This is a genomic window from Bacillus altitudinis (assembly GCF_001191605.1).
Taxonomy (GTDB): Bacteria; Bacillota; Bacilli; order Bacillales; family Bacillaceae; genus Bacillus; species Bacillus altitudinis.
Genome location: NZ_CP009108.1, coordinates 311,470 through 336,494, shown reverse-complemented (window position 1 = coordinate 336,494; position 25,025 = coordinate 311,470). Strand labels below are relative to the sequence as shown.

The following is a 25,025-nucleotide window of genomic DNA, read 5'->3' as shown; positions in this document are numbered from 1 at the left end:
TGTGTTTACTGCACAGGGGTCTGTTCGTTTCGTTCTTTTTTCAATTGTTCAAGTTCGCTGACTGTGACAAGCTGGTAGCCTTGTTTGGTGAGTTCATGTATGATCTTCACTGCTGCTCGAGCAGAGCTGTCATAAATATCGTGCATGAGTACGGTTTTGCCATCTGCTGCATGTGAGAGAACATGGTTTGTGATCTGCTGGCTGTTGCGAATTTTCCAGTCTTCAGGATCGACATCCCACAATGAAACGTTCATGCCAACCGCTTGATTGATGTCGGGATTTGTTCCTCCATATGGCGGTCTAAAGTGCGTAGGAGTATAACCGCTGGCCTTTTCAATCAGTTTCTGCGTGTCTTTTACTTGTTTGACCGCTTCTTTTAGAGGGAGTCTCGTTAATAAAGGATGATTATATGAATGGTTTCCGATCTCATTTCCGCCCTTTAAAATGTCGGCAAGCATTCCAGGATAATACTGAACCCTGCTTCCTAATACGAAAAAGGTGGCGTGTCCTTTATTTTCCTTCAGCGCTGCTAAAATGGTTGAAGTTGTGGCTGGGTTTGGACCGTCATCAAATGTGAGTGCGATGGCTTTTTTATTCGGATCAAGCTTTGGCTTTTGCGGCAGCTTGACGGCTTTTCTTTTTGGATTTGGTTCTTTGATTTCATTCTGATTTTTGGTCTTATTCATATATTCCGGCTTCAAGATATCTTTTAGTAGCGTCTTTTTGATCGCCAGCGTTTGCGGACCTAAGTCCTTTGCGGCTACTTGAGAAGCTGGGAAATAGAACTCTATATATTTCTCTTTTAAGGCGAATTGACTGAAGTTTTGATCAGTAGGGGCTGTTCCTTTTTGAAGGAGTGATAGATCCTTAGACAAGGTTTTATCTTTTTTAAGCTCCGTGTATGTAATATAGGATAATTTTTTCAAATAGTCCTTTTTTGGTTGAAATAAATCTTTTGTGTCAAGAAAGTCTTTTTTCTGAAAATCGAAATTGATTGTGACGTGATGAGTGGTTCCATTTTGCTGACCTGTATATGTGTAGGTCGTAAAATAAATGGCCGCAGATTGTTTTGCATAGTGCACCATGTCATAGTCAATATTCAGTTCAAACCGTTTGTTTTCATCAATGTCCTTTGCTTCACTAAATGTCTTTTTGAAATGTTCTAATGCTGAATTCGCATAGCTTTGAATCTTGTCATCTAGCTTTTTTTGATGAAAAAGTGGATAGTTCACCGCATATCTCATAAACTTCCCGTCATTTACAAGAGTGACAATTTCAACATTTTTATAATTCGTATCCTGCTTCACATTTTTCTTCTCTGTACCGCTTGCTTGCTGATTTTGAAAGAATGCAACTGCTCCAATGACGATGGCAAGCGCAAATAGGATGATACTCCATTTTCCCTTTACTGACACAACTTTCAATTCTCCTCTCATGACGGGTCATTCTTTATTCCTTTGACATCTGTTTGTAATATTTTTATAACATTTGACTTACTTTTGTAATTTTAGGGGATTTTCATGCGGAATGTCAACTATTTTCCTATTAAACTACTGTAAAAAATGATAGGTCTTTCAGAACGAGAAAAAGCAGAAGGAAAGAATTCTCTTATTTGCCGTCTACCAATACCTTCAATAATTAAAAAATTGAGCCGTACATTGATTTTTCAGAGGCTGACGGCTATAATTTTGATGATTATGATTCTCATTTTCAAACTGACTTTTAATGAAGAAAAGGATGACACCGATTTTGCCGGATAAGCGAACATCTCAACAAAAACGATCATCACCTATTTTGTTCTTTTTATTGTTTTTTCTCGCTGTCATTGGTTTATTGGCGGCTATGTTTTTGGCTGTTTCCTACGGTGCAAAGTCATTGTCTTTGCAAACGGTGTGGACAGCTGTGTTTGACTATCAGTCTCATGTGACAGAGCAGCAGATCATTCATGAATTAAGGCTTCCTCGTGTGCTAGGAGCGGCGCTTGTTGGAGCGGCGTTTGCTGTGGCAGGTGCGCTGATGCAAGGCATTACAAGAAATCCGCTGGCAGATGCGGGGATATTAGGCATTAACGGCGGTGCGATGTTTGTAGTCGCTCTCTGTTTTGCTTTTTTTCCAGGAATGCCTTATTCGGCATTGATGTTATTTTCTTTTTTTGGTGCCGTTCTCAGTACACTGTTGATCTTTGCCATTGGGGCGGCTGGCGGCGTACTGACCCCACTTCGGCTCACTGTAGCTGGAGCTGTTGTTGCCGCATTGCTGCATGCGCTAAGCTCGGGTATCGCCATTTACTTTGATCTCAGTCAGGATCTGGCTTTTTGGTATGCAGGGGGTGTGGCAGGTGTCAAATGGCCGCAGCTGGTGATCCTTGCTCCAGTCATTCTCATTGTTATCGTTTGGGCGATGTTATTAGGACGATCCCTCTCGTTATTATCACTTGGTGAAGATGTAGCTGCGAATTTAGGGGTGAAAACCCGGCAAGTGCGAATACTAGGTATGGCTGCTGCGGTTCTGCTGGCAGGCGTGTCTGTATCGGCGGTTGGGTCTATTGGGTTTGTCGGGCTTGTCATTCCGCATATTGCACGAAAGTTGGTTGGGGTCAATTATCGTTTCGTCATTCCGATGTCAGCGATTTTAGGCGCAATGCTTCTCGTCTTCGCTGATCTTGCCAGCCGGACAGTAAATCCGCCAAGAGAGCTTGCCATTGGCGTTATGGTGGCACTTGTTGGTGTTCCTTTCTTCTTATATATTGCCAGAAAAGAAGGGAGGAACCTGTCATGAAAGAGAAACGGCGTGCTCTTGTCGTGACAGCCGTTTTGCTTTGTCTGAGTGCGGCTGTTGTGCTGTATAGTTTAAATACCGGCACGCTGAAACTCAGTCCTCTCGTTGTCGTCAAAACGTTATTTTTCCTTGGAGATTTCCAAAGTGAGACGGTGCTGTTTGATTATCGTCTGCCTCGAATCGTCGTGACGATACTAGCTGGAATAGGTCTAGGCATCGCAGGTGGCATTTTGCAGAGTTTATCCCGCAATCCACTGGCTGATCCTGGGATTATTGGTCTGAATGCAGGAGCCGCATTCGGCTTAATCATCTTTGTGACGTATTTTCACGTACTAGAAGGAAATCCATCTTTACTCATTCCGCTCTTTACGTTTGGTGGAGGCCTACTTGCGGCGGCAGTCATCGTTCTTCTTGCGTACGACAGGCATGAAGGGCTTGTGCCTATCCGGCTGATCCTTGTTGGAATTGCCGTAGCTGCGGGGTTTAGTGCATTGACGTTATATTTGTCATTGAAACTGGATGAAGATACATATACCTTCGCTTCAAGGTGGCTTGTGGGAAATGTATGGGGAAGAGACTGGATTCATGTACTTGCGCTCCTGCCTTGGATCGTATGTCTTGTCCCGCTTACGCTCATGCAGTCCAGCACACTCAATGCGTTAACGTTAGGTGATGCCGTCGCCTCAAGTGTTGGCGTACGTGTACAGCGTAAACGTCTGTTGTTACTCACCTTAGCTGTAGGTCTAGCGAGTGCAAGTGTATCGATGACAGGCGGAATTGGTTTTATTGGCCTTGTTGCACCTCATTTGGCGAGGCGTCTTGTCGGCTCACTGCACCAATATTTTTTACCAGTGAGCGCCTTGCTTGGATTGTTGATTTTGGTCAGTGCTGATACACTCGGACGTTCCATATTTGCCCCAAATGCCATCCCAGCGGGTGTGGTTGTGGCTTTTATCGGAGCACCTTATTTTCTCTATTTATTAACAAAAACAAAATAAGAAAGAGGAACTCATCATGAAAAAAGTACTTGTGTTTGGTTTAACGCTCTGTTTCTTGATTCTGGCCGCTTGTGGTCAACAGGAAACAAAGAAGACAACAAATCAAGATGAAAACGGAACACCTAAGATTGCATCCTTGTCGATTCATTTAACAAATGATTTATTAGCACTCGGGATAAAACCTGCTGGCTCTGTTGTAGGGGGAGACTTAAAAGATTTCCTTCCACATGCGAAGAAGCAGCTTAGCCAGACGAAAAAGCTGGGCATCGCAGCAGATCCTGATATGGAGTCATTGCTTGCTTTAAAACCAGATGTCATTTACGTCGATGAAGAACTGGCTGGACAAGACTTATCAAAATACAAGAAAATCGCCAAAACCGAAGTGTTTAATTTAAATGATGGCACATGGCGTGATCATTTAAAAAAAATCGGCAAGCTCGTCAATAAAGAAAAAGAAGCCGATCAATATATTAAGGACTACAATCAAGAAGCAAAAGAAGTCAAATCACTTATCCAGAAAAAGATTGGAAATGGAAAAGTGATGGCAATTCGTGTAACAGCAAAAGAGCTTCGAGTATTTAGTATGAAACGTCCGATGGGGCCAATTTTATACGATGATTTAGGACTGACACCTGTAGATGGTGTGAAAAAACTGGACAGCAAACGTCCATTTGAAGTCATTTCTCAAGAAGTGCTTCCTGACTTTGATGCAGATGCTATTTTTGTCGTCGTGAACCGTGATGATAAGGCGCAGCAGGCATTCAAACAGTTAGAGCAGACGCCGATTTGGAAAGGCCTAAAAGCCGTAAAGAAAAACCAAGTGTATCCGATTGCCGATCAGCCATGGCTTGATTATTCAGCTCTAGGCAACAAAATGGCAATGGATGAGGCAAAAAAGATGTTCTCTAAATAATCAGCACATAAATCAAGGCATCATTCCGCATCTAGGAATGATGTCTCTTTTTTTGATTCATTCGCTTTTTGCATACATATGAGAGGGAACGAGCAGTATCGCCCGTATGAAAGGATAAGGGGAGGGGTTACAGTTGAAGGTTCAAAAAATTAGTGCAGGCACTATTGCGAGGCTTGTGCTGCTTTTATTGGCACTTGTGAACAGCGCTCTCACTGCTGCAGGAAAAAGCCCAATTCCAATTGATGAAGAAGGTGTGCAGCAATTCATTACGTTAGCTTTTCTTGGCATCACATCACTATGGGCCTATTGGAAGAACAATGATATTACGAAAAAAGCACGAACGAAAAAAGAAGAATAATAGAAAACAGAGCCTTTTCATGCAAAAAGGCTCTCAGCGTGTATAGAAACCCTCGTATTCGGTGTCAGTCCTGCGCGGGTACTCACGAATGTCAAATTCGCTCCGCAAAAGTAGCTGTCCTTCCTAGACTGCTATCACGCTGAAAAGAAGACAAAGAGCTAAAATAAAGTTCATTTTAGCCCTTTGTCCATAAACTGAAAAGAGCCTTTTCATATAAAAAGGCTCTATTTCATCGAAGCGACAAGCGCTTCTCCCCGCAAATTGGTTTGATCTCAGTGGCTTACGCCCGGTGTTCTCTCATATTGGTAAGAAACGCTTTCACTTCCTCGATGGTTAAGCCAATGGCCTTTGCTTCACTCATGAGACGCTTCCATTCTGACATATTTGAGTCGGTCAGCTTTCTATGATGGACATGTAATGTCTTTCCTTCCTGCTCCTTTCTGTAGGTTTGGAGCAGCTGATACAGTTCTTCTTTAGGCATGCCGGATTGGACGGCATGAACGATATGATCCCGCCACTCCTGTTCACCGCCCTCAGCGTAATGAAACATCATCGTTTCTGCATCAAACAGCTCTTGTAAATCAATTTCTAGTGATGAGGATACCTTTTTTAAAAACTGGACAGATGGATTACGGTGGACACCACGCTCAATTTTACTCAAATACGATTTAGAGACATGGGCATCTTCAGCCAACTGCTGGATTGAGTATCCTTTCCTCTTTCGGTAAATGCGTATCACCTTTCCAATCATTCGATATATGATCTCCCTTCTCCCCGGCGAATCGTTCTGCGACCTTTTCGTTCATTATAAGAAATAAATTGTTCTTTATAAAATTCAAAAACGTAAGAAACAGGAAGTAAACAAAAGAAAACGAACGATTTCGTTCTTTAAAAAGAACTATAAGACCTATTATGACATTTTTCTTTGCGGGTATTATCTTTTATAATCCAATCATTAACAAAAAGAAACCATATATAACCTTTTTATGATGAAATCGGGAGGTATCTATGAATGAGAATATAGGTTTTAAGCAGCTGTTTTCTGTCATAAAAGAGAAAATGGCCCTTCTGATCCTGATTGTCCTGATCGTAACGGGCATTTCAGCCTACTATCAGTTCTATGTCTCGACTCCTGTATATCAGGCAACCACTCAAATTCTTGTTCATAAACGAAGCAGTGATGCACAAGCGAATTTAAACGATATTCAGATGAACCTTCAATATACACGTACCTTTCAAGTCCTATTAAAAAGTCCAATCGTTATTGAAAAAGTAAAAGAAACACTCAATCTTACAGAATCGGCTGAAGGATTAAAACACAAAATTGCCACAAGTACAGAAAATGAGTCAGAGGTCATAAATATTTCTGTACAAGATGAGGACCGCGCGAAGGCAGTAGCCATTGCGAATACAGCCACAGAGGTGTTACAAGAAGAAATCAAAAAAACCATGAATATGGATCGCATTAATGTTTTGTCTGAAGCCAAGCTGTCCAACACGATACTGATGAACTCACGTAAATTCGTTCACATCGTTCTGGCACTAGGCGCCTCTGTATTAGGGGGAATGACACTCATTTTCTTAATGAATTTACTCGATGATACGGTGAAACGAACACATCAAATAAGAGAAGAGATCGGATTGCCGTCGCTCGGCAGTGTCTATCAGATGCATGCAGACAGGAGGGCAAAAAAAGACAAGCAGTCCGTCATAACGGGAGGACAGAACATTGATTTTTAAGAGGAAAAAACGAGAAAAAAGAGATTTATCCTGCATTTCTGTATTAAATCCTCACTCTGTCATTGCGGAACAATTCCGAACGATCCGAACGAACATCGAATTCACGTCGATTCAAACGAGGCTGAAGTCGATATTGGTTACATCCTCCTTGCCGAAGGAAGGAAAATCATTTACGGCTGCAAACTTGGCAGCTGTTTTTGCACAGCAGAAAAAACGGGTTTTGCTCATGGATGCTGATTTACGTAAACCAGCCATTCATGAATATTTTGATCTAAGCCCGCACACCGGATTGACCAATGTGCTATTAAATAATTGCAGTTTGGAGGAAGCCATTTTGCCTACTCCGATTGAGCATTTAGAGCTGCTTCCGAGTGGGACCATTCCGCCAAATCCCGCTGAGCTGCTTTCCTCCTCTGTGATGAAGCAGCTATTTTACGAGATTGAGCAGCAGTATGACATGGTGATTGTGGATTCCACACCGCTTCTGCCTGTAGCCGATGCAAAAATATTAGCGAACCGAACGGATGGAAGCATTCTTGTGGTGTTAAGCGGTAAAACGAAGATTGCCGCTGTGAAGAAATCAAAAGAAGTATTAGAGGGGACGACAGGGAAACTGCTTGGGGCGATGCTAAATGGCAAGAAAGTGAAAAAGGGAAGGCACTATATGTATTAAAAAGATTGATAGGTGATGTCTCCTAATCTTTAACAACGGAGGCACTCGATCCTGCTGTGGGCATGACATATGCCTTAGATGCTCGTCATCGGTAGTGGGATGTGAGGACGGGTTTGATGCCCATTTTATGTAAGAATAGTGATGCTTTAAAAAGGGGGAGGAGCGTTGACTTACGCCCAAAGATTATCAATCATCGTGGCACTAGATTCATATCTCATTTTAGTAGCCGTCTTTTTTGGCTTTCAATTTGTTCAAGAGGCAGCGTTAACCGTATATACATTTGAAATGCTCGTCATTTCTTCGCTCAGTCTACTGATCGGGCACCATTTGTTTTCGTATATTTTTCACGTGTACAAGCAAGTATGGGCCTATACAGGGGTTAGAGAGCTATTTTCTTTAATGAAGACCTTCGCGTGTTCATTTTTATTTTCCATGATGATGCTGTACATTTTTGTGCAGACATGGCCATTTCGCTTTTTATTTATTGTCTGGCTTTTCCATGTGTTATTCATCGGTGCATCTCGTATGGCATCCAGGCTGTTTCATGATGGTGCGAAGCGGTTTCAAGTTGAAAAGGAGCGGGCACTAATCATTGGCGCTGGATCAGCCGGGACCATTATCGTTCGTCAGCTTCAGCAGTCGAGTGATGTACATATTGAGCCGGTCGCTTTCATTGATGATGACAAAACAAAGCATAAGCTTGAAATTATGGGGCTGCCTGTTCTTGGGGGAAAAGAACATATTCAAACAGCTGTTGTGATGATGGATATTCAAAAAATCATTATCGCCATTCCATCCAAAAGCAGTCACACATTAAAAGGACTGTATAAGGAATGTGTAGCGACTGGAATCAAAACACAGATTATGCCGGAAATGGAACAGATTTTAAAAGGAACCCATGCGCTGAATCAATTGCGGGATGTTCAGCCAGAGGATTTGCTTGGAAGAGAGCCGATTCAATTAGATACAAGCCGTCTATCCGTTCACCTAAAAGGAAAAACGATTATGGTGACAGGAGCTGGCGGGTCCATCGGGTCAGAAATCTGTCGTCAAATTTGTGTATTTTCCCCTCGGGCGATTGTGCTTGTGGGACATGGAGAATTTAGCATTCATTCTATTTTACTAGAGCTGAAAGAATTGTATGGAGACAGCATTAGCCTATATCCACAAATTGCGGATATTCAAGATAAACAAAAAATGAGTGAAATCGTTGGGCATTTTCAGCCGGATATGATTTATCATGCCGCCGCGCATAAACATGTCCCGCTCATGGAAATCAGCCCGAAAGAAGCGGTGAAAAACAATATTATCGGGACAAAAAATGTGGCAGAAGCTGCACATGAGCACGGAGTTGAAACATTTGTCCTCATCTCATCTGACAAAGCGGTCAACCCTGCCAATGTGATGGGAGCGACAAAGCGGTTTGCTGAAATGGTGATTATGCAAATGGGGGCAAGCAGTGAAACGAAATTTGTCGCCGTCCGGTTTGGGAATGTACTCGGAAGCCGGGGCAGTGTCATTCCGATCTTTAAAAAACAAATTGAAAAAGGTGGGCCAGTGACTGTCACGCACCCAGCCATGACAAGATATTTTATGACGATACCAGAAGCATCAAGGCTTGTTATTCAAGCTGGTGCACTAGCAGAAGGAAGGCAGATTTTTGTTTTAGATATGGGGGAGCCAGTCAAAATTGTCGACCTCGCAGAAAACCTCATTCACCTCTCAGGCTACACCACAGACCAGATTCCCATCACATTTACGGGGATTCGTCCCGGAGAGAAAATGTACGAGGAGTTACTCAACCAGCATGAAAAAGCACAGGAGCAAATTTTCCCGAAAATCCATATCGGCCATGCCTTGGATGGTGATCCGTATGTGCTGAACCGCTTTATTCACGAATTTAACATGATGAGTGACGATCAATTAAGACAGGCCTTGTTTGCCGCCATTGAGTCGCATGATGTATTGCCTGAACCGATGCAACGAGAGGAGGAGCCACTTGCTAATGAAGAAAAAAGTCTTGTTTTGCGCAACGGTTGATTATCATTTTAAGGCGTTCCATCTCCCGTATTTCAGGTGGTTTCAGGAACAAGGATGGGAAGTGCATACAGCGGCAAATGGCCAGCTGGAGCTGCCGTATGTGGATCAAGCGCATTCCATTCCGATTCAGCGTTCCCCTTTTCATTTGCAAAATCGGCTTGCTTATGTGGAGCTGAAAAAGCTTTTAGAAAAAGAGCATTATCAGTTCATCCATTGTCACACACCGATGGGGAGTGTCATTGGCAGGCTAGCGGCGAAAACAACACGCAAAAAAGGGACGAAAGTTCTTTACACAGCGCATGGCTTTCACTTTTGGAAGGGGGCACCGCTTCAAAATTGGCTGCTTTATTATCCAGTTGAGAGATGGCTCGTTCAATATACAGATGCACTCATCACCATTAATGGAGAAGACTATGAAAGAGCCGATCGTCTGTCAAAAGAGAAGGCGGCTGTGCATTATGTTCCCGGTATGGGTGTCGATATGAAGCGATTTGCACCAGTTGATGACAAAGAAAAAGACCGCCTTCGTAAAGCATATGGTTTTACCACGCAAGATTTTATCGTGCTGTGTGCTGGTGAATTAAATGACAATAAAAATCAAGGAATGCTCATCAAAGCTTGCGCGCAGGTGTATCGGAATATACCACAAGTGAAAATTGTATTTGCTGGAGAAGGGACAAGTCGGTCGTCCTATGAAAAGCTGGTCTGTCAGCTGAATCTTGAGGAACATGTACAGTTTGCGGGATTTTGCAAACACATCGAAGATTGGATGCATATGAGCGATGTATGTGTATCAACCAGCTTGAGAGAAGGACTTGGGATGAATCTTCTTGAAGCGATGTCTGCTGAAAAGCCGGTGATTGCAACAGAAAATAGAGGGCATTGTGAGCTCGTCAAACATGGAGTGAACGGCTTTTTAGTCAAACCGCATGATGTGAATGGTTTAGCCGTTTATTTACAGCAGCTCTATCATAAAAAGGACCAGCTTCACCTAATGGGGAAAGCGGGACGTTCTATGGCTCACGCATTTGCACAGGAGCAGACGGTAAGTGCTATGGAGGAAATTTACACAACGTATATGGATCAAAAAGAGAAGGTGATGTGAGCATGCGTCAGCCGAAAGTATCGATTATCATGGGTGTTTACAATTGCCAAGAGACAGTAGAAGAAAGCATTGAATCGATTCTCCGTCAAACCTATGAAAACTGGGAGCTCATCATATGTGATGATGCATCAACAGATGGCACCTATGAAAAAGTGCTGCACTATACCATGCGTGAACCCGATAGAATTCGCCTCATCCGAAATGAACACAATCAAAGACTTGCCGCCAGTTTAAATCGTTGTCTCACTGAAACGAATGGAGAACTGATTGCAAGACAGGATGGCGACGATATATCGGTGTCTACACGATTAGAAAAACAGGTTCGTTTCCTTGATGCACATCCGGAATATGATGTAGTTGGTACGGCGATGACGGTGTTTGATGAGTCAGGGACGAAGGGCGTTCGAGCACTTGTCTCAGAGCCTGATCGAAGGGTGCTGGCAAGAGGAACGCCTTTTTGTCATGGGACGATTATGATGAGAGCGTCAGCCTACAAGGCTTTAAATGGCTATCGTTCTGTCAAAACAACCAGACGGATGGAAGATATCGATCTGTGGATTCGTTTTTTTGCTGCGGGGAGAAAAGGCTTTAATTTGCAAGAGCCCTTATACCTTGTAAGGGAGGATGAAGCGGCCTTTCAGCGCCGGAAATTCCGATACTCAATGGATAATGCCTGGCTTGTTTTAAAAGCATGCAAGCAATTGAAATTGTCGCCGTTTGATTATCTCTTTGCGCTTAAGCCGGTCATCCGTGCCTGTATGTCACCAAAGATCATGAGGTTTTATCATCAGCGGAAACTTGGAGGATCTATGGTGAAAAGGAGGACGATTCGGGATGAGTGAGCCAAAGCGTGTACTTCATGTTGTGGGCGGAATGAACAGAGGCGGAGCAGAAACGATGATCATGAATATCTATCGTGCAATCGACCGGAATGTTCTTCAATTTGATTTCGTTACCCACCGGGAGGATGTCTGTGATTACGATGAGGAAATTCGTCAGCTTGGTGGGCGAATTTTTTATGTCCCAAGTATTGGAGCGTCCTCTCCATGGACGTTTGTGAAAACGTTGACGAAGACGATTAAGCAAACGGGACCTTATCAGGCGGTGCATGCACATACAGATTTTCAAACAGGCTTTTCTGCCCTAGCTGCGAAACTGGCAGGTGTGAAGATACGCATTTGCCATTCACATAATACGGCTTGGAAACAGTCTCCTAGCCGGGTGGATCATTTGATGCTCAAAGGATTTCGTCAGCTGATCTTTGCCTTTTCTACGAAGCTTGTTGCATGCGGTGAAGATGCCGGTGTCTTTTTATTTGGACAAAAAAGAATGCACGATGGACGAGTGGACATTTTGCCAAATGGGATTGATTTGAACCTTTTTTTTCAGTTGGAGCCAGAAGCGAAGGTGAAGATGAAAAAAGACCTCCATCTTCACGAGAGAAAACTGATCATTGGACATATTGGCCGATTTCATGAGCAGAAAAACCATGTTTTTTTCATCGAATTAGCGCAGACACTGAAAAAACAAGGGGTCTCCTTTCAGCTAGTTCTCATAGGAGATGGGCCGCTCCGGGCAGTGGTTGAATCGTATGCAGAGAAAGCAGGATTAATGGAAGACATTGTGTTTACGGGCGTTGTCTCAGAGGTTCCGCAGTATATGAAAGCATTTGATGTGTTTGTGATGCCGTCTTTGTTTGAAGGTCTTCCGCTCGTATTAGTGGAAGCGCAGGCATCTGGACTCCCATGTGTGATTTCAGATCATATCACAAAGGAAGTCGATTTAGGCTGTGGGCTTGTGAAACGGAAATCCTTGCAAGATTCAGCACATGAGTGGATGAAAGCCATACTAGAAGCTTACCATGCAGACCCTCCTCTTCAGGAGACGATTATTTCTCAGCTTGGCCTTAGAGGATTTGATGTGAAACAGAACATCACCCGTGTGATGAATGTGTATGGATTGTAAGGAAGGATTGGCAGATGGCGGTTTATTTGGTGAACATGATCATGGTCTATTTATGGTCGAGCTTTGCTGCATTTTATGGCAGACGTGATGATACCATACAAAGCGGCTGGCGGCCGAACAAGCTTCTGGTGTTTTTTCCGTTTTTATTTCTTTGTATTGTGGCGGGCATACGTTACAAAGTAGGAACTGATTTCGTCACCTATGGACAAATGTATGAGTTCTCCGTCAACTATGACAAGCCTTGGCATATTTTCGGATTCGGTGTAGACAAGGCCGCCACTGATCCGGGCTTTACATTGATCTTGTGGATGCTCAATCAACTGTCACATGAGCCGCAAATCATGTATATCACAGTTGGGATCATCACCTATTTTTTTATTATCAAAACACTTGTGCGATATGGACGGCCATTTGAGCTTAGTATGCTACTATTTCTCGGCACATTTCATTATTACGCTTCGTTTAATGGCATGCGGCAGTATATGGTGGCAGCGATTCTTTTTTATGCCATCCATTTTGTCATCAAAGGTCAGTGGAAATGGTATTTTCCGCTCGTGCTTGTATGCGCGCTGTTTCATTCATCGGCACTCATTATGATTCCAGTCTATTTCATCGTCAGAACAAAGGCATGGTCTTGGATGATGCTTGTGTTATGTATGATTTTTCTAGGCTTAACCGCTCTGTATGACCGCTTTGTCTCCGTGTTTGTGGTGATGCTGCAAGGGAGTTCTTATGGTCATTACGAGGAGTGGCTGACAACGAATACGAATGGAATGAATGTGACGAAAATTGGTGTCTTGATTTTGCCGTTATTGCTTGCGTTCTTTTGTCGAAAACGACTTCGTGAGCTGACGCCAGAGAGTGATTATATTGTGAATTTTTGCTTGCTTGGATTTTTGTTTGGCATCCTTGCAACGAAGGATGTCATTTATGCAAGATTTCATATTTACTTTGGTCTGTATCAGCTCATTTTACTGCCTTATTTCACACGGATTTTTGATCAGCGAACCAATTTCTTTATGTATATCGGAATTGCGGTTTGCTATATTTTGTACAGCATCATGCTGATGCCGTTTGATTCTTCTGTTTTACCGTACCGAACGATTTTTACAAAGTAGATTTGAAGAAAGGTGGGGCTTGCTGTCATGCCAGCTATCAGTCTATTGGTCGCAGTCTATAACACTAGTCAATATGTGGAGCAGTGTCTTCAATCGATTGCAGACCAAAGCTTTTCAGATATAGAGGTCATCCTCATTAACGATGGATCTACCGATCACAGTGGAGACATCCTTGAAGCGTTTGCTGCGCGTGATGAGCGATTTCGGGTGATTCACCAAACCAATCAAGGGCTGGGAGCGGTGAGGAACAGGGGCATAGAAGAAGCAACAGGAACGTATCTTGCCTTTGTTGATTCAGACGATGTTCTCGCTCCTCAATACTGTGAGGCTTTATATCAAGAAGCCGAAAATACCGGTGCCGATCTTGTTGTCAGTGAATATTGGATTCAGTTTGAACAGTCAAAACGGATCATACCGACGACGCTGTTAGCTCAGCAGGAAGCCGATAAGACAAGTTTAATAGAATCGTTATTACATGGTGAGATCACGGGATTCTCATGGAATAAGCTGTATCGGCGGGCATTTATCGAAAAGCATCATATCCGTTTTCCGTTGAGAGGTGAGCTTGAGAATATTGAAGATCAATATGTCACGCTGCGCTGTTTTTCTTTATCACGTGTCATTGCCTTTGTTCATGAGCCGCTTTATTATTACCGGGTTCATTTGTCATCCATTGTCCAGCGATATCAAAAGCAGTATTTTCAGCATGGACTGGCGTTTTATGACGCGCAGCGTTTGTTTTTAAAAGAGCATGATGAGCTGACACCATATGAGAAGGCTTTTTATTTTTTTATCGTGAATCATACGCTGCATTGTATGCTCAATGAATGGAAGAGCCAAAATTCCCTTTCCTTTCAAAAAAAGCTTGGTCATATGCGTGAAATGGTGACACATGAAGCTTTTCAGAAGGCTGTGAAACAAGTGGAACCATCGAAGCTGACTGTGCGCAAGCGAATGATCTTATTCCTTGCTAGGATGCAGTGGGTGTATCCGCTCTCTGCCGCAGCTTCAAGCTATCAAAAATGGATTGAATATCAAACGAGAAAATCGGGGTGATGAGTGTGACATTGCAGCAATTAAAAGCACATGCCGCAGAGTGGCTGCTCTTAAAGGTCAAGTATCCACTTCAATATAGGTTGAGCCGCCAAAGACTGCCAGAGCTGCGTCATCAGAAGAAAATCATTCTCACGCTGCTGCCGGCACATGACAACTTAGGTGATCACGCGATTGCCTATGCCAGCTGCTGTTTTTTACAAAAGCATTTTCCAGACTATCAAATCATAGAAGTAGACATGCAGGAGATGTATCGTCTAGCACGTCCGCTGAAGCACGCGCGGCACCCAGAGGACATTGTCTGTATCATCGGCGGGGGCAACATGGGCGATTTATACCGATATGAAGAATGGACAAGACAATTTATCATGAACGCCTTTAAGTCCTATCCCGTCATTCAGCTGCCCGCTACTGCTCATTTTACAGAAACAAAGAGAGGGAAAAGAGAAGAACGCCGCGCTATTCAAGCATATCAGCAACACCCGAGGCTTCTCTTGATGGCAAGAGATCAAACCACCTATCAATGGATGAAGAAGCATTTTCCTGCTAAAGAGGTGTGGAAACAGCCTGATATGGTCCTGACATTAGACGAAACATCAAAGAGTCAAACCCGTAAAGGAGTGCTGCTTTGTCTGCGTGAGGATAAGGAGGCATATCTCACGAAAGAGAAACGAGAACAACTGCAGGAGCATATCAAAGAAACGTATGATCAAGTTGGTTTTATCACAACGACCATTGGTAAGCGAGTGAATCGAACGACTCGTTTAGAGGAATTATCCACGTTATGGACGCAGTTGAGACAGGCACAAGTCGTCGTGACAGATCGACTGCATGGCATGATCTTTTGTGCGATCACACATACACCGTGTGTTGTCATCAGGTCGTTTGATCATAAAGTCATGGAAGGATATGAATGGGTAGCGCACTTGCCGTTTATGACCCTTTTGAAGGAACCAACGGAGGAAGCGGTGAAAAAGGCCATTCATCAGCATATGAAAACAAGCGGACAAAAGGGAGAGGAAGCTGGATGAAGGCCCTTAAACACTGCGTGAAATCACCATGAACCGTGCGTTTCTTTACAATGTCAGTGCAAATGTGATGACGTTTATCTTGATGATGCTGATGTCTGTTTGTTTAACGCCTTACATTGTTCATACACTTGGAGTGGAAGCGTTTGGTCTGATTCATCTGACGCAAAATATGATCAATTATTTATCGGTCATTACGGCTTCATTAAGTGCTGTGGTGGTGCGTTTTTTTTCTGTTGCGGCTCATAAAGGAGAGATGGAACAAGCGCAGCGCTATCTCGCTTCCTATTTTGTCAGTTCTCTTTTTTTATCCATCTGTCTTTTTTTACTTTGTCTATTCATGTCTCAGCAGCTGATTGATTGGCTCCATGTGCCTGCTCATCTTGCAAAAGATACACAGATCGCCTTTGTGTTAGGGGGTCTTTTATTTATGCTCAATTTCGTCATGTCTGGTATTGGGGCGGCACCGTTTTATGCGAACAAATTATATGTATCGAGTGTTGGACAGGCCATTCAGATGTTTGGCAGGGCGCTTGTGATTGTGCTGTTATTTACCGTGACGACACCAGCTATTTGGCATATTCCACTTGCAGCCGTTATGGGGAGTCTCGCCGCTTTGGGAATGGGTCTCTATTATTTTAAGAAACTCATTCCTTGGTTTTCGTTTAAGTGGCGGTACGTTTCTTTATCTTCAAGTCTCACGCTGGTTCGATCAGGGGTGTGGCATTCATTTGAGCAAATGGGCATTTTGTTGTTTTTACAAATCGATTTATTGATGACCAACTTACTGATTGGGGCAGAAGCGACTGGACAGTATGCCGCCATTTTACAATTTCCATTATTATTGCGCACCCTTGCAGGGACACTTGCGATTGTGTTTGCGCCAACGATCACAAAATTATATTCAAACCAAGACGAGCAGGGGCTCATTCAATACGCCGCCAATGCCATGAAATGGAGTGGTTTATTTGTAGCATTCCCAGCAGCTCTGTTAGGAGGTCTTGCCGGTCCACTCATGCTGTTATGGCTTGGACCAGCCTTTGAGGAGCTGAAATGGCTGCTGATGATTCATGCGGCTTATTTGTGTTTCACGTTGATGTTTTTACCGCTGACCTATGTACCGACTGCCTTTAACCGATTTAAAGTGCCGGCGGTTGTGACACTCATATTAGGCGGTTCCAATGTCCTGTTAGCCTATGGACTGACTCACCTACTTCAGCTTGGGTTATATGGCATTGCATCAGCAGGGGCCGTTGTTTTATTGATGAAAAATATCGTTTTTCTCCCATTGTATACAGCCAAGATCACGAAACAGAAAAGCACCATCTTTTACAAACATACAGTCGTTCCGCTGTTTGGGGCTCTATTCATATGGGGGATCTGTGCCGGCATTCAGGCTGTGTATGATGTGACGAGATGGTGGGAGCTATTTTGTATTGGCGGAATATGTTTCGTTCTCTACTTAGGCTATTTGTATCAATTTGCAGGAACAAAACAAGAGCGGATACAGCTCATGCGTAAGGTGAAACAAGCTGCTATTGAACGGGCTGTCTCCCGCTAGTGTGGAAAGGAGAAGCAGTGATGAAAAGAATAATAGATGTGGTCGTGGCTTTGACCCTGCTCATCGCAGGCAGCCCCCTTTTCCTTCTCATCTATGGACTCATTAGGTGGAAAATCGGAGCTCCTGTGGTGTTTCGACAAGAGCGGCCTGGTCTATACGGACAGCCGTTTATGCTTTATAAATTTCGGACGATGACCGAGGAACGCGATGAACATGGCGTACTGCTTCCAGACCATCTTCGATTAACAAAAACCGGCACCTTTATTCGCAAGCTCAGTCTTGATGAATTGCCGCAGCTTGTCAATGTACTCAAAGGGGAAATCAGTCTCGTTGGACCAAGACCGCTTTTAATGGAGTATTTACAAATGTACACAGAGGAGCAAGCGAAGCGTCATCTTGTGAAGCCTGGTATCACTGGATGGGCCCAGGTGAATGGGAGAAATACTCTCTCTTGGGAGGAGAAATTCACCTATGACCTCTGGTATGTAGAGCACCAATCGTTTTGGCTCGATATGAAAATCTTATGGATGACCTTACTGAAAGTCATCAAAACAGAAGGGGTGCAGCAGCCAAATCATGCAACAGCTGAAAAATTCAAAGGAACTGATACGTAAAGAGCAGCCCATTGGCTTAATAGGGGCTGGCGGACACAGTAAGGTCATTCAGGAGTTGATTTTTTTGCATCCTGAGTACTCATTGTGTGCTGTATTAGACGATCGATTTGAGGAAGCTGACCCTCAAACCGGCATTCTGTATGGTCCGATTTCTATGAGTCAAAAGGTAAGAGATGAAATACCTGATATGCAATGGCTGATTGCCATTGGGCAAAACGAAATCAGACAGAGGATCAAAGAACGTCTCGAATTTGAAGAGAGGGCATTTGCCACACTGATTCATCCAGAGGCAGTTGTGAGCTCGTCAACGAAGGTTGGCGGGGGAACGGTTGTGATGGCAAGGGCTGTTGTGCAAGCAGATGCAGTGATCGGTGAGCATGCCATTATCAACACCGGTTCTATCGTGGAGCATGACTGCTTTCTCGAATCCTTTACGCACCTATCCCCGGGAGCTGTGCTCACCGGCTGTGTCTCTGTGCGAGAGGGTGCTCATATTGGAGCTGGGGCTGCTGTCATACCTGGCAGAACCATTGGAAGCTGGGCAGTAATCGGCGCAGGAGCGGCAGTGACCCGAGATATACATGATCAGAAAGTCGCTGTAGGCGTTCCTGCAATTGAGATCAAAGATCGAAGAGAAGGTGGGAAATCATGAGAGACAGGAAACGAATCTACTTATCTCCTCCTCATATGAGTGGAAAAGAACAGATGAAAATAGAGGAGGCATTTAAGAGCAATTGGATTGCACCATTAGGACCGCTTGTAAATGAATTTGAGCAAGTGGTCGCGGATTATGCAGGGGTGAAGAGAGGAGCGGCATTATCTTCAGGAACAGCAGCCATTCACCTTGCCTTAAAACTCCTTGGCGTTCAAAAGGGAGATATGGTCTTTTGTTCCACTCTCACATTTGTTGCCAGTGCAAATCCTATTTTATATGAACAAGCGACACCTGTTTTTATTGATTCAGAAAAAGAGACTTGGAATATGTGTCCGCTGGCGTTAGAGAAAGCCTTTGCTGAAACAAAACGACTTGGGAAAAGACCCCGTGCGGTTATTGTCGTTCATTTATACGGACAAAGTGCGAAAATGGATGAAATCATAGCAGTGTGTGAGGCATATGATGTGCCAATCATTGAAGATGCGGCTGAATCGTTAGGCAGTATATATAAAGGAAGAAAAAGCGGTTCAATGGGCAGGTTCGGTGTTTACTCTTTTAACGGAAATAAAATCATTACAACATCAGGAGGCGGAATGCTTGTCAGTGATGATGAAGCAGCGATCGACCGATGCCGATTTCTCGCGTCACAGGCAAGAGAACATGCCCTACACTATGAACATCAAGAGGAGGGATATAACTATCGGATGAGCAACCTGCTCGCAGGTGTAGGAATTGCACAAATGGAAGTGTTAGAGGAGCGTGTTCAGCAAAAACGCCGCATTTTCGAGCGTTATCAAGATGCTTTAGCCGATATTGATGGTCTTCAATTTATGCCAGAATATCAAGACACCACATCAAACCGCTGGCTGACCACATTCACCATTGATCATCATGCACAGATGTCTCCAGTAGAGATGATAGATGCTTTAGAACAAAAGCAGATCGAAGCAAGGCGTGTATGGAAGCCACTGCACCAGCAGCCGCTCTTTCATGGTTATCCTTTTTATACAACAGCCGATGAAGTCCCTGCATCTGAGTTGTTATTTGAGACAGGTCTTTGCCTGCCATCTGGTACAAGCATGACAGACGCGGAACAGGAGCTTGTCATTGCTACACTGTACAACGCCCTGCAAAAGAAAGCATTACCCTCCTCATAGGCTGCTCGTTCATCAGCAGCCTGCCTCTCTTTTTAACAAATCCCTTAATTTGTGGAATAATAAGGAATATATATTGTCATTTCGTTTCAAATATGATATTGACAACAGAGTCCTTCCTCCTTAAAATGAAAATGATTATCAGCATCAATTAGGAGGAGCAACTTATGTCTATTTGGAGTAATTTTCCGAAAATTAAAATAAATACAATATTACCTATCCTACTGATCTTTTTACTAGTAGGCTGTTCTCAAGCAAATAATGGAGCAGGTGGAGACAAGGATCATCCTGATATGATCACCATGGCATGGCCAAGAGATATTGGCGAAATGAATCCACACATATACAATCCATCACAATTGTTTGCCCAATCCATGATTTACGAACCATTGGTGAGCTATCAGAAAAATGGAAAGCTTAAACCTGAATTAGCAAAATCATGGGATGTTTCCAAGGATGGCAAGGTGTATACGTTCCATCTTAGAGACAATGTCACGTTTTCAGATGGATCTAAATTTAATGCGAACATTGTGAAAAAGAATTTTGATACGATTTTAAAAAACAAAGAAGTACATAGCTGGTTAGGTGTCATAAAGAAAATCAAAAAGACAGAAGCAGTGGACAAGCAAACGTTTAAACTCACATTAACTGAGCCTTATTATCCAACTGTTCAGGAGTTAGCTGTTGTGCGCCCTGTTCGTTTCCTAGGAGAAGCAGGTTTTCCGAAAAACGGAGATACATCAAAAGGAATCGAAAAACCAGTGGGGACAGGTCCTTGGGTATTAAAGACGTACAAAAAAGATGATTACGCGATTTTTGAACGAAATGACCACTACTGGGGAGAGAAACCAAAGGTCAAAGAAATCAAAGTGAAGGTCATTCCAGATGCTGAAACAAGAGTGATGGCATTTGAAAAAGGCGATGTAGATTTACTTTATGGAGAAGGAACGATTAGCCTTGATGCTTTTAAACAACTAGAGGCGAGCGGCAAGTATGAAACGAAGATGTCAGAGCCTGTAGCCACAAGACAGCTTGTCATGAACACAAAAGTCGATCAGCTGTCAGATCAGAAAGTGCGTCACGCCCTTCAGTATGCGATCAATAAAACATCATTGGTGGAAGGTGTGACCTCTGGCTTAGAGGATGTAGCAGATCACATCTTGCCGACAAACATGCCATATACGTCAGGCATCCGGGTGAAATCTTTCCAGTATGATGTGGACAAAGCGAAGGCTTTACTGGATGAAGCGGGCTGGACGCTTCCAAAAGGAAAAACCATACGCGAAAAAGACGGAAAAACGCTTGAGTTTAGTATGATGTATGACTCAGCAGAATCGATTCAAAAAACAATGGCTGAAACACTGCAGGCAGAATGGGCAGCCATTGGCGTTGGCGTCAAACTTGAAGGTGTCGAGCTGGCGACGCAGGTTCAGCGGTTTAAAGCGAACAAATTTGATATGAACTTCTTTAGCAATTACGGAGCGCCGTATGATCCGCATACATTTATGAACGTTGTCTCATCAGATGGTTTTGGATTCAAAGAGGCGATCTCAGCGTATCCGAATAAAGATAAGCTGATCAAAGAAATGACGGAGATTCCATCGACAACAAATGAAAACAAACGCAAAGCACTTTATTCGTCCGTCTTATCTTCCTTGCAAGATCAAGGGGCGATTGTGCCAATCTCTTATTTTAAAAAGACAGCTGTTTATCAAAAAGATGTGAAGGACTTTGATTTCCCTGCGAATCGAGATGAACACCCTTTCACAGGCATCAAGCTGAAGTAACAGAAGGAAGGTAAGCAAATGAGCCGCTATATCATCAAACGAATGTTATCTATCATTCCTGTATTTCTACTAGCCACACTGTTCACAACTGGCATGATTCATCTGTCACCAGTTGATCCAGCGGAGGCATATTTAGCAGCGGCTCATATTCAGCCTACTGATGAGGTATTAGCCCAAAAACGAAGTGAATTTGGTTTAGATGAACCTTTTTACATGCAGTACCTTCATACGATTGAAAAAGTCGTCCGTCTTGATTTTGGGCGGTCGTATATGACCAATCAGCCTGTGCTTGATGAGGTGATCTATCGAATACCTGCGACGATTCAATTGGCGTTCACTAGTCTGCTGATCGCAATTTGTGTCAGTATTCCACTGGGCTTTTTCAGCGGGGTGAGAAAAAATGGCGTTGTAGATCATGTGAGCCGGTTGATTTCCTTCCTAGGAGCATCTATCCCGACCTTTGTTTTGGGGTATTTGCTCATCTTCTTTTTTTCAGTGAAACTCGATCTTTTACCTGTTGAAGGTGTTGGTACATGGGAACATCTTGTACTGCCATCCATTACACTGGCTGTGCCGTTAATTGCGATGTATACGAGATTATTGCGAGCGAGTGTGAGTGAGACGCTTCACGAGCCTTTTGTTCAATATGCGAGAATGAGAGGGTTAAAGGAACAATCGATTATGTTCAAACATGTCTTCAGAATGGCGATATCACCGATGCTGACAGGACTTGGCGTGAATCTTGGCAAGCTGCTCACAGGGACCATTATTGTAGAGGCTGTTTTTTCATGGCCTGGATTTGGACGATTTTTTATTGAAGCGATCTTTAACCGGGATCTGCCGGTCATTCAATTTTATGTGTTGATGGCGGCGTGTATCTTTATCTTAAGCAGCTTGATAGTGGATCTTCTTCTGCTGCTCATTGACCCCCGTATTTCTAGAAAGGAAGGCCGCCAGCCATGATGACAAAAGTAAAACATCTTTTCTATCATCAAAAGATGATCTCGATCTGTGTGCTGCTGCTCGGTCTCCTGCTCATTGTGACGATATGTGCACCATGGATCGCTCCGCATGACCCAGCGGCTGTCAATCTTGCAATGAAGCTAAAGGGTTCTTCATGGGAGTATCCTCTAGGCACCGACCAATTGGGAAGATGCAATTTATCTCGAATTCTATATGGTGCTCGTATTTCACTAGGATGTGCGTTGTTAATCTTTGTTTCCTCTCTATCTATCGGTTTAATCGTAGGGCTGATTTCTGGATATAAAGGCGGCTGGATCGATCACGTATTGATGAGATTGTGCGACGGGGTCATGGCATTTCCAAATTTGGTACTGATCCTCGGATTAGTCGGTATTTTTGGACCAGGGCTTTCTCAAGTTGTGCTGGCTTTGATGCTTGTGCAGTGGGTGTATTACGCCCGCGTCTTTCGAGGGATGGTCCTTAGTTTAAAGGAACAAAACTTTATTGCAGCTGCGAAGATTAGCGGTACTTCCCATTGGAATATCATGAGAAAGCATATGATTCCGAATGTACTGCCGCCACTTGCGGTTGTGGGCACACTTGAAATGGGCTGGGCGATTATGGACATTTCAGCCATGTCTTTTCTAGGCTTAGGGGTTCAGCCCCCTACGCCTGAATGGGGAGCGATGATCCATGAAGGAAAATCTTATATTCAAACAAATCCTCAGCTGATGCTTTATCCGGGCCTTGTGATTATGGCTGTGGTCATTCTATTCAACTTACTGGGAGAAGCCCTTTCAGAGAAATATGGCATCAAACGTCGTGTGTAAAGGAATGAGTCAGTTGGAAGAGTCTATTTTAAATATAGAGAACCTGCATGTGCATACGAAAACGCCGCAAGGAACCATTTCTCTCGTTCAGGAAATAGCATTTGAGGTAAAGCGCGGTCAAATTGTTGGATTAATTGGTGAGAGCGGATGCGGAAAAACGGTGACAAGTATGTCGATCTTAAACATGCTTGATCGAAAAACAACGGAAGTGACTGGCAGTATCACTCTACAAGGTCGAGAATTGATCGGTTTGAGTGAACAGCATATGCGGTCTATTCGTGGCAAAGATCTCTCATATATTATGCAAAATCCAATGAATAGCTTTACGCCTGTATGGACAATTGGACATCAATTGATTGAAACAATCCGCCGGCATACATCTGTCAGTAAAAGGAAGGCTCGGGTCCAGGCAATTGAAGCCTTAGAGAAAATGAACCTGCCGCATCCAGATCAATTACTGAGTAAGTACCCTTTTGAATTAAGCGGGGGGATGCTCCAGCGTGTCATGATTGCTATGGCTGCCTGTATGCATCCGCCTCTGATCATCGCAGATGAACCGACAACCGCATTAGATGTACACAATCAGAAGCTGGTGCTTGAGCACTTGAATCAAATTCGTCATGAATACGGAACGGCGATTTTGCTCATTACCCACGATCTTAGTGTGATTGCGGAAATGGCAGACCAGGTCGTGGTGATGAAACAAGGAAAAATCGTTGAAAAGGCTGAAGTTCTTGAGCTTTTTGAACACCCGAAGCATGATTATACAAAGAAACTTTTAGCAGCTCGTCCATCCATTCCAGCTGTTTGCCCGATTTGAGGTGAGAAGACCGTTGCATTTAATAGAATTAGAAGCAGTTAGTCATTCATATGGCAGCCGATCGTTTCTGATGAGGACAAAAGGGAGAGCCCCTGTCCTGAAAAACGTCCATTTGACCATTGAAGAAGGCACTTGTTTTGGATTATTAGGTCAAAGTGGTGCAGGGAAAAGTACACTCGGCCGCATCATCCTTGGACTAGAGAAGCCGAGTAGCGGACAAGTTCTGTTTGAAGGTCAGGATATCATTCGTGCAGATCAGCGGACACATCAGCATTTCCGCCGACATGTACAAGCGGTATTTCAAGATTCATATTCAGCGGTGAATCCAAGGTGGACAGTGGAACAAATCTTATCTGAGCCGCTTGAAAACTATGAACCAATGACCCGAAAAAAACGTCAGCATATACTGATTCACTGGTTAGAAAGAGTAGGGCTCAGTGAGCAGGATTTGTCCAAGTACCCATACCAATTTAGCGGCGGCCAGCTACAGCGGATCAACATCGCCAGAGCACTGGTGCTTCAGCCAAAGCTCATTGTGCTGGATGAATCAGTCAGTAGCTTAGATATGGTTACGCAGGCAGTCATTTTAGATTTGTTAGTCGAATTAAAGAAAGAGCTGAAGCTTGCATACTTATTTATCACACATGATTTGACAGCGGCCTATCATTTAAGTGATCAATTAGCGATTCTTGATCAGGGTGAACTTGTGGCTCAGTTTCAATCGAAGGATGATTTCTTTATATCAGAGCACGAAGCTGTGCTGAAAATGAAGGAGGCAACGCTCGCCAGCCACCCTTTGTCTCGAACGATTGGCAGGCCGGTTCGTTAACTTTTTCATTCCCTCAATGCCTCTTTTAAGAGAGGCTATTTTT

The 25,025-nt window shown here is 43.6% G+C and carries 24 protein-coding genes; 22 read left to right on the top strand and 2 right to left on the bottom strand.

Annotated elements, in window-relative coordinates; genetic code table 11:
• Window positions 1-5: 5 nt before the first annotated feature.
• The gene (locus tag ID12_RS01725) at window positions 6-1,415 is read right to left on the bottom strand and encodes a polysaccharide deacetylase family protein (RefSeq protein WP_017359186.1); all 1,410 of its coding nucleotides are present in this window, start codon (window positions 1,413-1,415) and stop codon (window positions 6-8) included.
• Between the two features lie 310 nt (window positions 1,416-1,725).
• Between ID12_RS01725 and ID12_RS01720 the strand changes: the two genes are divergently transcribed.
• The 4 genes from ID12_RS01720 to ID12_RS01705 all read left to right on the top strand — a co-directional run bounded on the left by ID12_RS01720 (window position 1,726) and on the right by ID12_RS01705 (window position 5,047).
• Entirely contained in the window at window positions 1,726-2,778 is a 1,053-nt protein-coding gene (locus ID12_RS01720; RefSeq protein WP_050826628.1) for a FecCD family ABC transporter permease, read from the top strand.
• Entirely contained in the window at window positions 2,775-3,776 is a 1,002-nt protein-coding gene (locus tag ID12_RS01715) for a FecCD family ABC transporter permease (RefSeq protein ID WP_050826627.1), read from the top strand. Before ID12_RS01720 ends, ID12_RS01715 begins: the two co-directional genes overlap by 4 nt.
• 16 nt (window positions 3,777-3,792) lie before the next feature.
• The gene (locus tag ID12_RS01710; RefSeq protein WP_007500130.1) at window positions 3,793-4,689 is read left to right on the top strand and encodes an iron-hydroxamate ABC transporter substrate-binding protein; all 897 of its coding nucleotides are present in this window, start codon (window positions 3,793-3,795) and stop codon (window positions 4,687-4,689) included.
• Window positions 4,690-4,822: 133 nt separating this feature from the next.
• Complete coding sequence (locus tag ID12_RS01705; protein ID WP_008347764.1) at window positions 4,823-5,047, top strand: phage holin; 225 nt, start codon at window positions 4,823-4,825, stop codon at window positions 5,045-5,047.
• Between the two features lie 280 nt (window positions 5,048-5,327).
• Here ID12_RS01705 and slrR read toward each other — a convergent pair whose 3' ends face one another.
• Window positions 5,328-5,798 carry an HTH-type transcriptional regulator SlrR gene (gene slrR, locus ID12_RS01700; protein ID WP_050826626.1) on the bottom strand — a complete coding sequence of 157 codons (471 nt, stop codon included), beginning with the start codon at window positions 5,796-5,798 and terminating at the stop codon, window positions 5,328-5,330.
• Window positions 5,799-6,055: 257 nt separating this feature from the next.
• On the opposite strand from slrR, the gene ID12_RS01695 reads away from it, so the two are divergent.
• The 18 genes from ID12_RS01695 (at window position 6,056) to ID12_RS01610 (ending at window position 24,982) form a co-directional block, all read left to right on the top strand.
• Window positions 6,056-6,787, top strand: coding sequence for a YveK family protein (locus ID12_RS01695; protein ID WP_007500132.1), 732 nt, complete (start codon window positions 6,056-6,058; stop codon window positions 6,785-6,787).
• Window positions 6,777-7,460: a CpsD/CapB family tyrosine-protein kinase gene (locus tag ID12_RS01690; protein WP_008347761.1), complete on the top strand. Its 684-nt coding sequence runs from the start codon at window positions 6,777-6,779 to the stop codon at window positions 7,458-7,460. The genes ID12_RS01695 and ID12_RS01690 overlap by 11 nt, the downstream gene beginning before the upstream one ends.
• A 165-nt stretch (window positions 7,461-7,625) precedes the next feature.
• Window positions 7,626-9,500 (top strand): polysaccharide biosynthesis protein, encoded by a 1,875-nt coding sequence (locus tag ID12_RS01685; protein WP_050826625.1) that lies wholly within the window; start codon window positions 7,626-7,628, stop codon window positions 9,498-9,500.
• Complete coding sequence (locus ID12_RS01680; RefSeq protein ID WP_050826624.1) at window positions 9,466-10,605, top strand: glycosyltransferase family 4 protein; 1,140 nt, start codon at window positions 9,466-9,468, stop codon at window positions 10,603-10,605. Before ID12_RS01685 ends, ID12_RS01680 begins: the two co-directional genes overlap by 35 nt.
• Window positions 10,606-10,607: 2 nt before the next feature.
• Window positions 10,608-11,447 (top strand): glycosyltransferase EpsE, encoded by an 840-nt coding sequence (locus tag ID12_RS01675; protein WP_017368088.1) that lies wholly within the window; start codon window positions 10,608-10,610, stop codon window positions 11,445-11,447.
• Window positions 11,440-12,570 carry a glycosyltransferase family 1 protein gene (locus ID12_RS01670; RefSeq protein WP_050826623.1) on the top strand — a complete coding sequence of 377 codons (1,131 nt, stop codon included), beginning with the start codon at window positions 11,440-11,442 and terminating at the stop codon, window positions 12,568-12,570. Before ID12_RS01675 ends, ID12_RS01670 begins: the two co-directional genes overlap by 8 nt.
• A 14-nt stretch (window positions 12,571-12,584) precedes the next feature.
• Complete coding sequence (locus ID12_RS01665) at window positions 12,585-13,688, top strand: EpsG family protein (RefSeq protein ID WP_050826622.1); 1,104 nt, start codon at window positions 12,585-12,587, stop codon at window positions 13,686-13,688.
• Window positions 13,689-13,715: 27 nt separating this feature from the next.
• Window positions 13,716-14,744: a glycosyltransferase family 2 protein gene (locus ID12_RS01660; protein ID WP_025208004.1), complete on the top strand. Its 1,029-nt coding sequence runs from the start codon at window positions 13,716-13,718 to the stop codon at window positions 14,742-14,744.
• Window positions 14,744-15,772, top strand: a complete 1,029-nt coding sequence (locus ID12_RS01655; protein WP_050826621.1) for a polysaccharide pyruvyl transferase family protein — start codon at window positions 14,744-14,746, stop codon at window positions 15,770-15,772. Before ID12_RS01660 ends, ID12_RS01655 begins: the two co-directional genes overlap by 1 nt.
• Window positions 15,773-15,800: 28 nt before the next feature.
• Window positions 15,801-17,330: an MATE family efflux transporter gene (locus ID12_RS01650; protein WP_050826620.1), complete on the top strand. Its 1,530-nt coding sequence runs from the start codon at window positions 15,801-15,803 to the stop codon at window positions 17,328-17,330.
• 20 nt (window positions 17,331-17,350) lie between these two features.
• Entirely contained in the window at window positions 17,351-17,944 is a 594-nt protein-coding gene (locus ID12_RS01645) for a sugar transferase (RefSeq protein WP_050826619.1), read from the top strand.
• On the top strand, window positions 17,907-18,596 hold the full coding sequence (locus ID12_RS01640) for an acetyltransferase (protein ID WP_046344511.1): 690 nt from the start codon (window positions 17,907-17,909) through the stop codon (window positions 18,594-18,596). The genes ID12_RS01645 and ID12_RS01640 overlap by 38 nt, the downstream gene beginning before the upstream one ends.
• Window positions 18,593-19,756 (top strand): DegT/DnrJ/EryC1/StrS family aminotransferase, encoded by a 1,164-nt coding sequence (locus ID12_RS01635; RefSeq protein WP_050826618.1) that lies wholly within the window; start codon window positions 18,593-18,595, stop codon window positions 19,754-19,756. Before ID12_RS01640 ends, ID12_RS01635 begins: the two co-directional genes overlap by 4 nt.
• A gap of 164 nt (window positions 19,757-19,920) precedes the next feature.
• Window positions 19,921-21,540 carry a nickel ABC transporter substrate-binding protein gene (gene nikA / locus ID12_RS01630; RefSeq protein WP_008347738.1) on the top strand — a complete coding sequence of 540 codons (1,620 nt, stop codon included), beginning with the start codon at window positions 19,921-19,923 and terminating at the stop codon, window positions 21,538-21,540.
• An 18-nt stretch (window positions 21,541-21,558) separates the two neighbouring features.
• Window positions 21,559-22,503 (top strand): nickel ABC transporter permease subunit NikB, encoded by a 945-nt coding sequence (gene nikB, locus ID12_RS01625; RefSeq protein WP_017368084.1) that lies wholly within the window; start codon window positions 21,559-21,561, stop codon window positions 22,501-22,503.
• A complete protein-coding gene (nikC, locus tag ID12_RS01620; protein WP_017359202.1) occupies window positions 22,500-23,333 on the top strand; it encodes a nickel ABC transporter permease subunit NikC in 834 nt (277 codons plus the stop codon). The genes nikB and nikC overlap by 4 nt, the downstream gene beginning before the upstream one ends.
• A 4-nt stretch (window positions 23,334-23,337) precedes the next feature.
• The gene (nikD, locus tag ID12_RS01615) at window positions 23,338-24,153 is read left to right on the top strand and encodes a nickel import ATP-binding protein NikD (RefSeq protein WP_197025605.1); all 816 of its coding nucleotides are present in this window, start codon (window positions 23,338-23,340) and stop codon (window positions 24,151-24,153) included.
• A gap of 13 nt (window positions 24,154-24,166) precedes the next feature.
• Window positions 24,167-24,982, top strand: coding sequence for an ABC transporter ATP-binding protein (locus ID12_RS01610; RefSeq protein WP_050826617.1), 816 nt, complete (start codon window positions 24,167-24,169; stop codon window positions 24,980-24,982).
• Window positions 24,983-25,025: the final 43 nt, after the last annotated feature.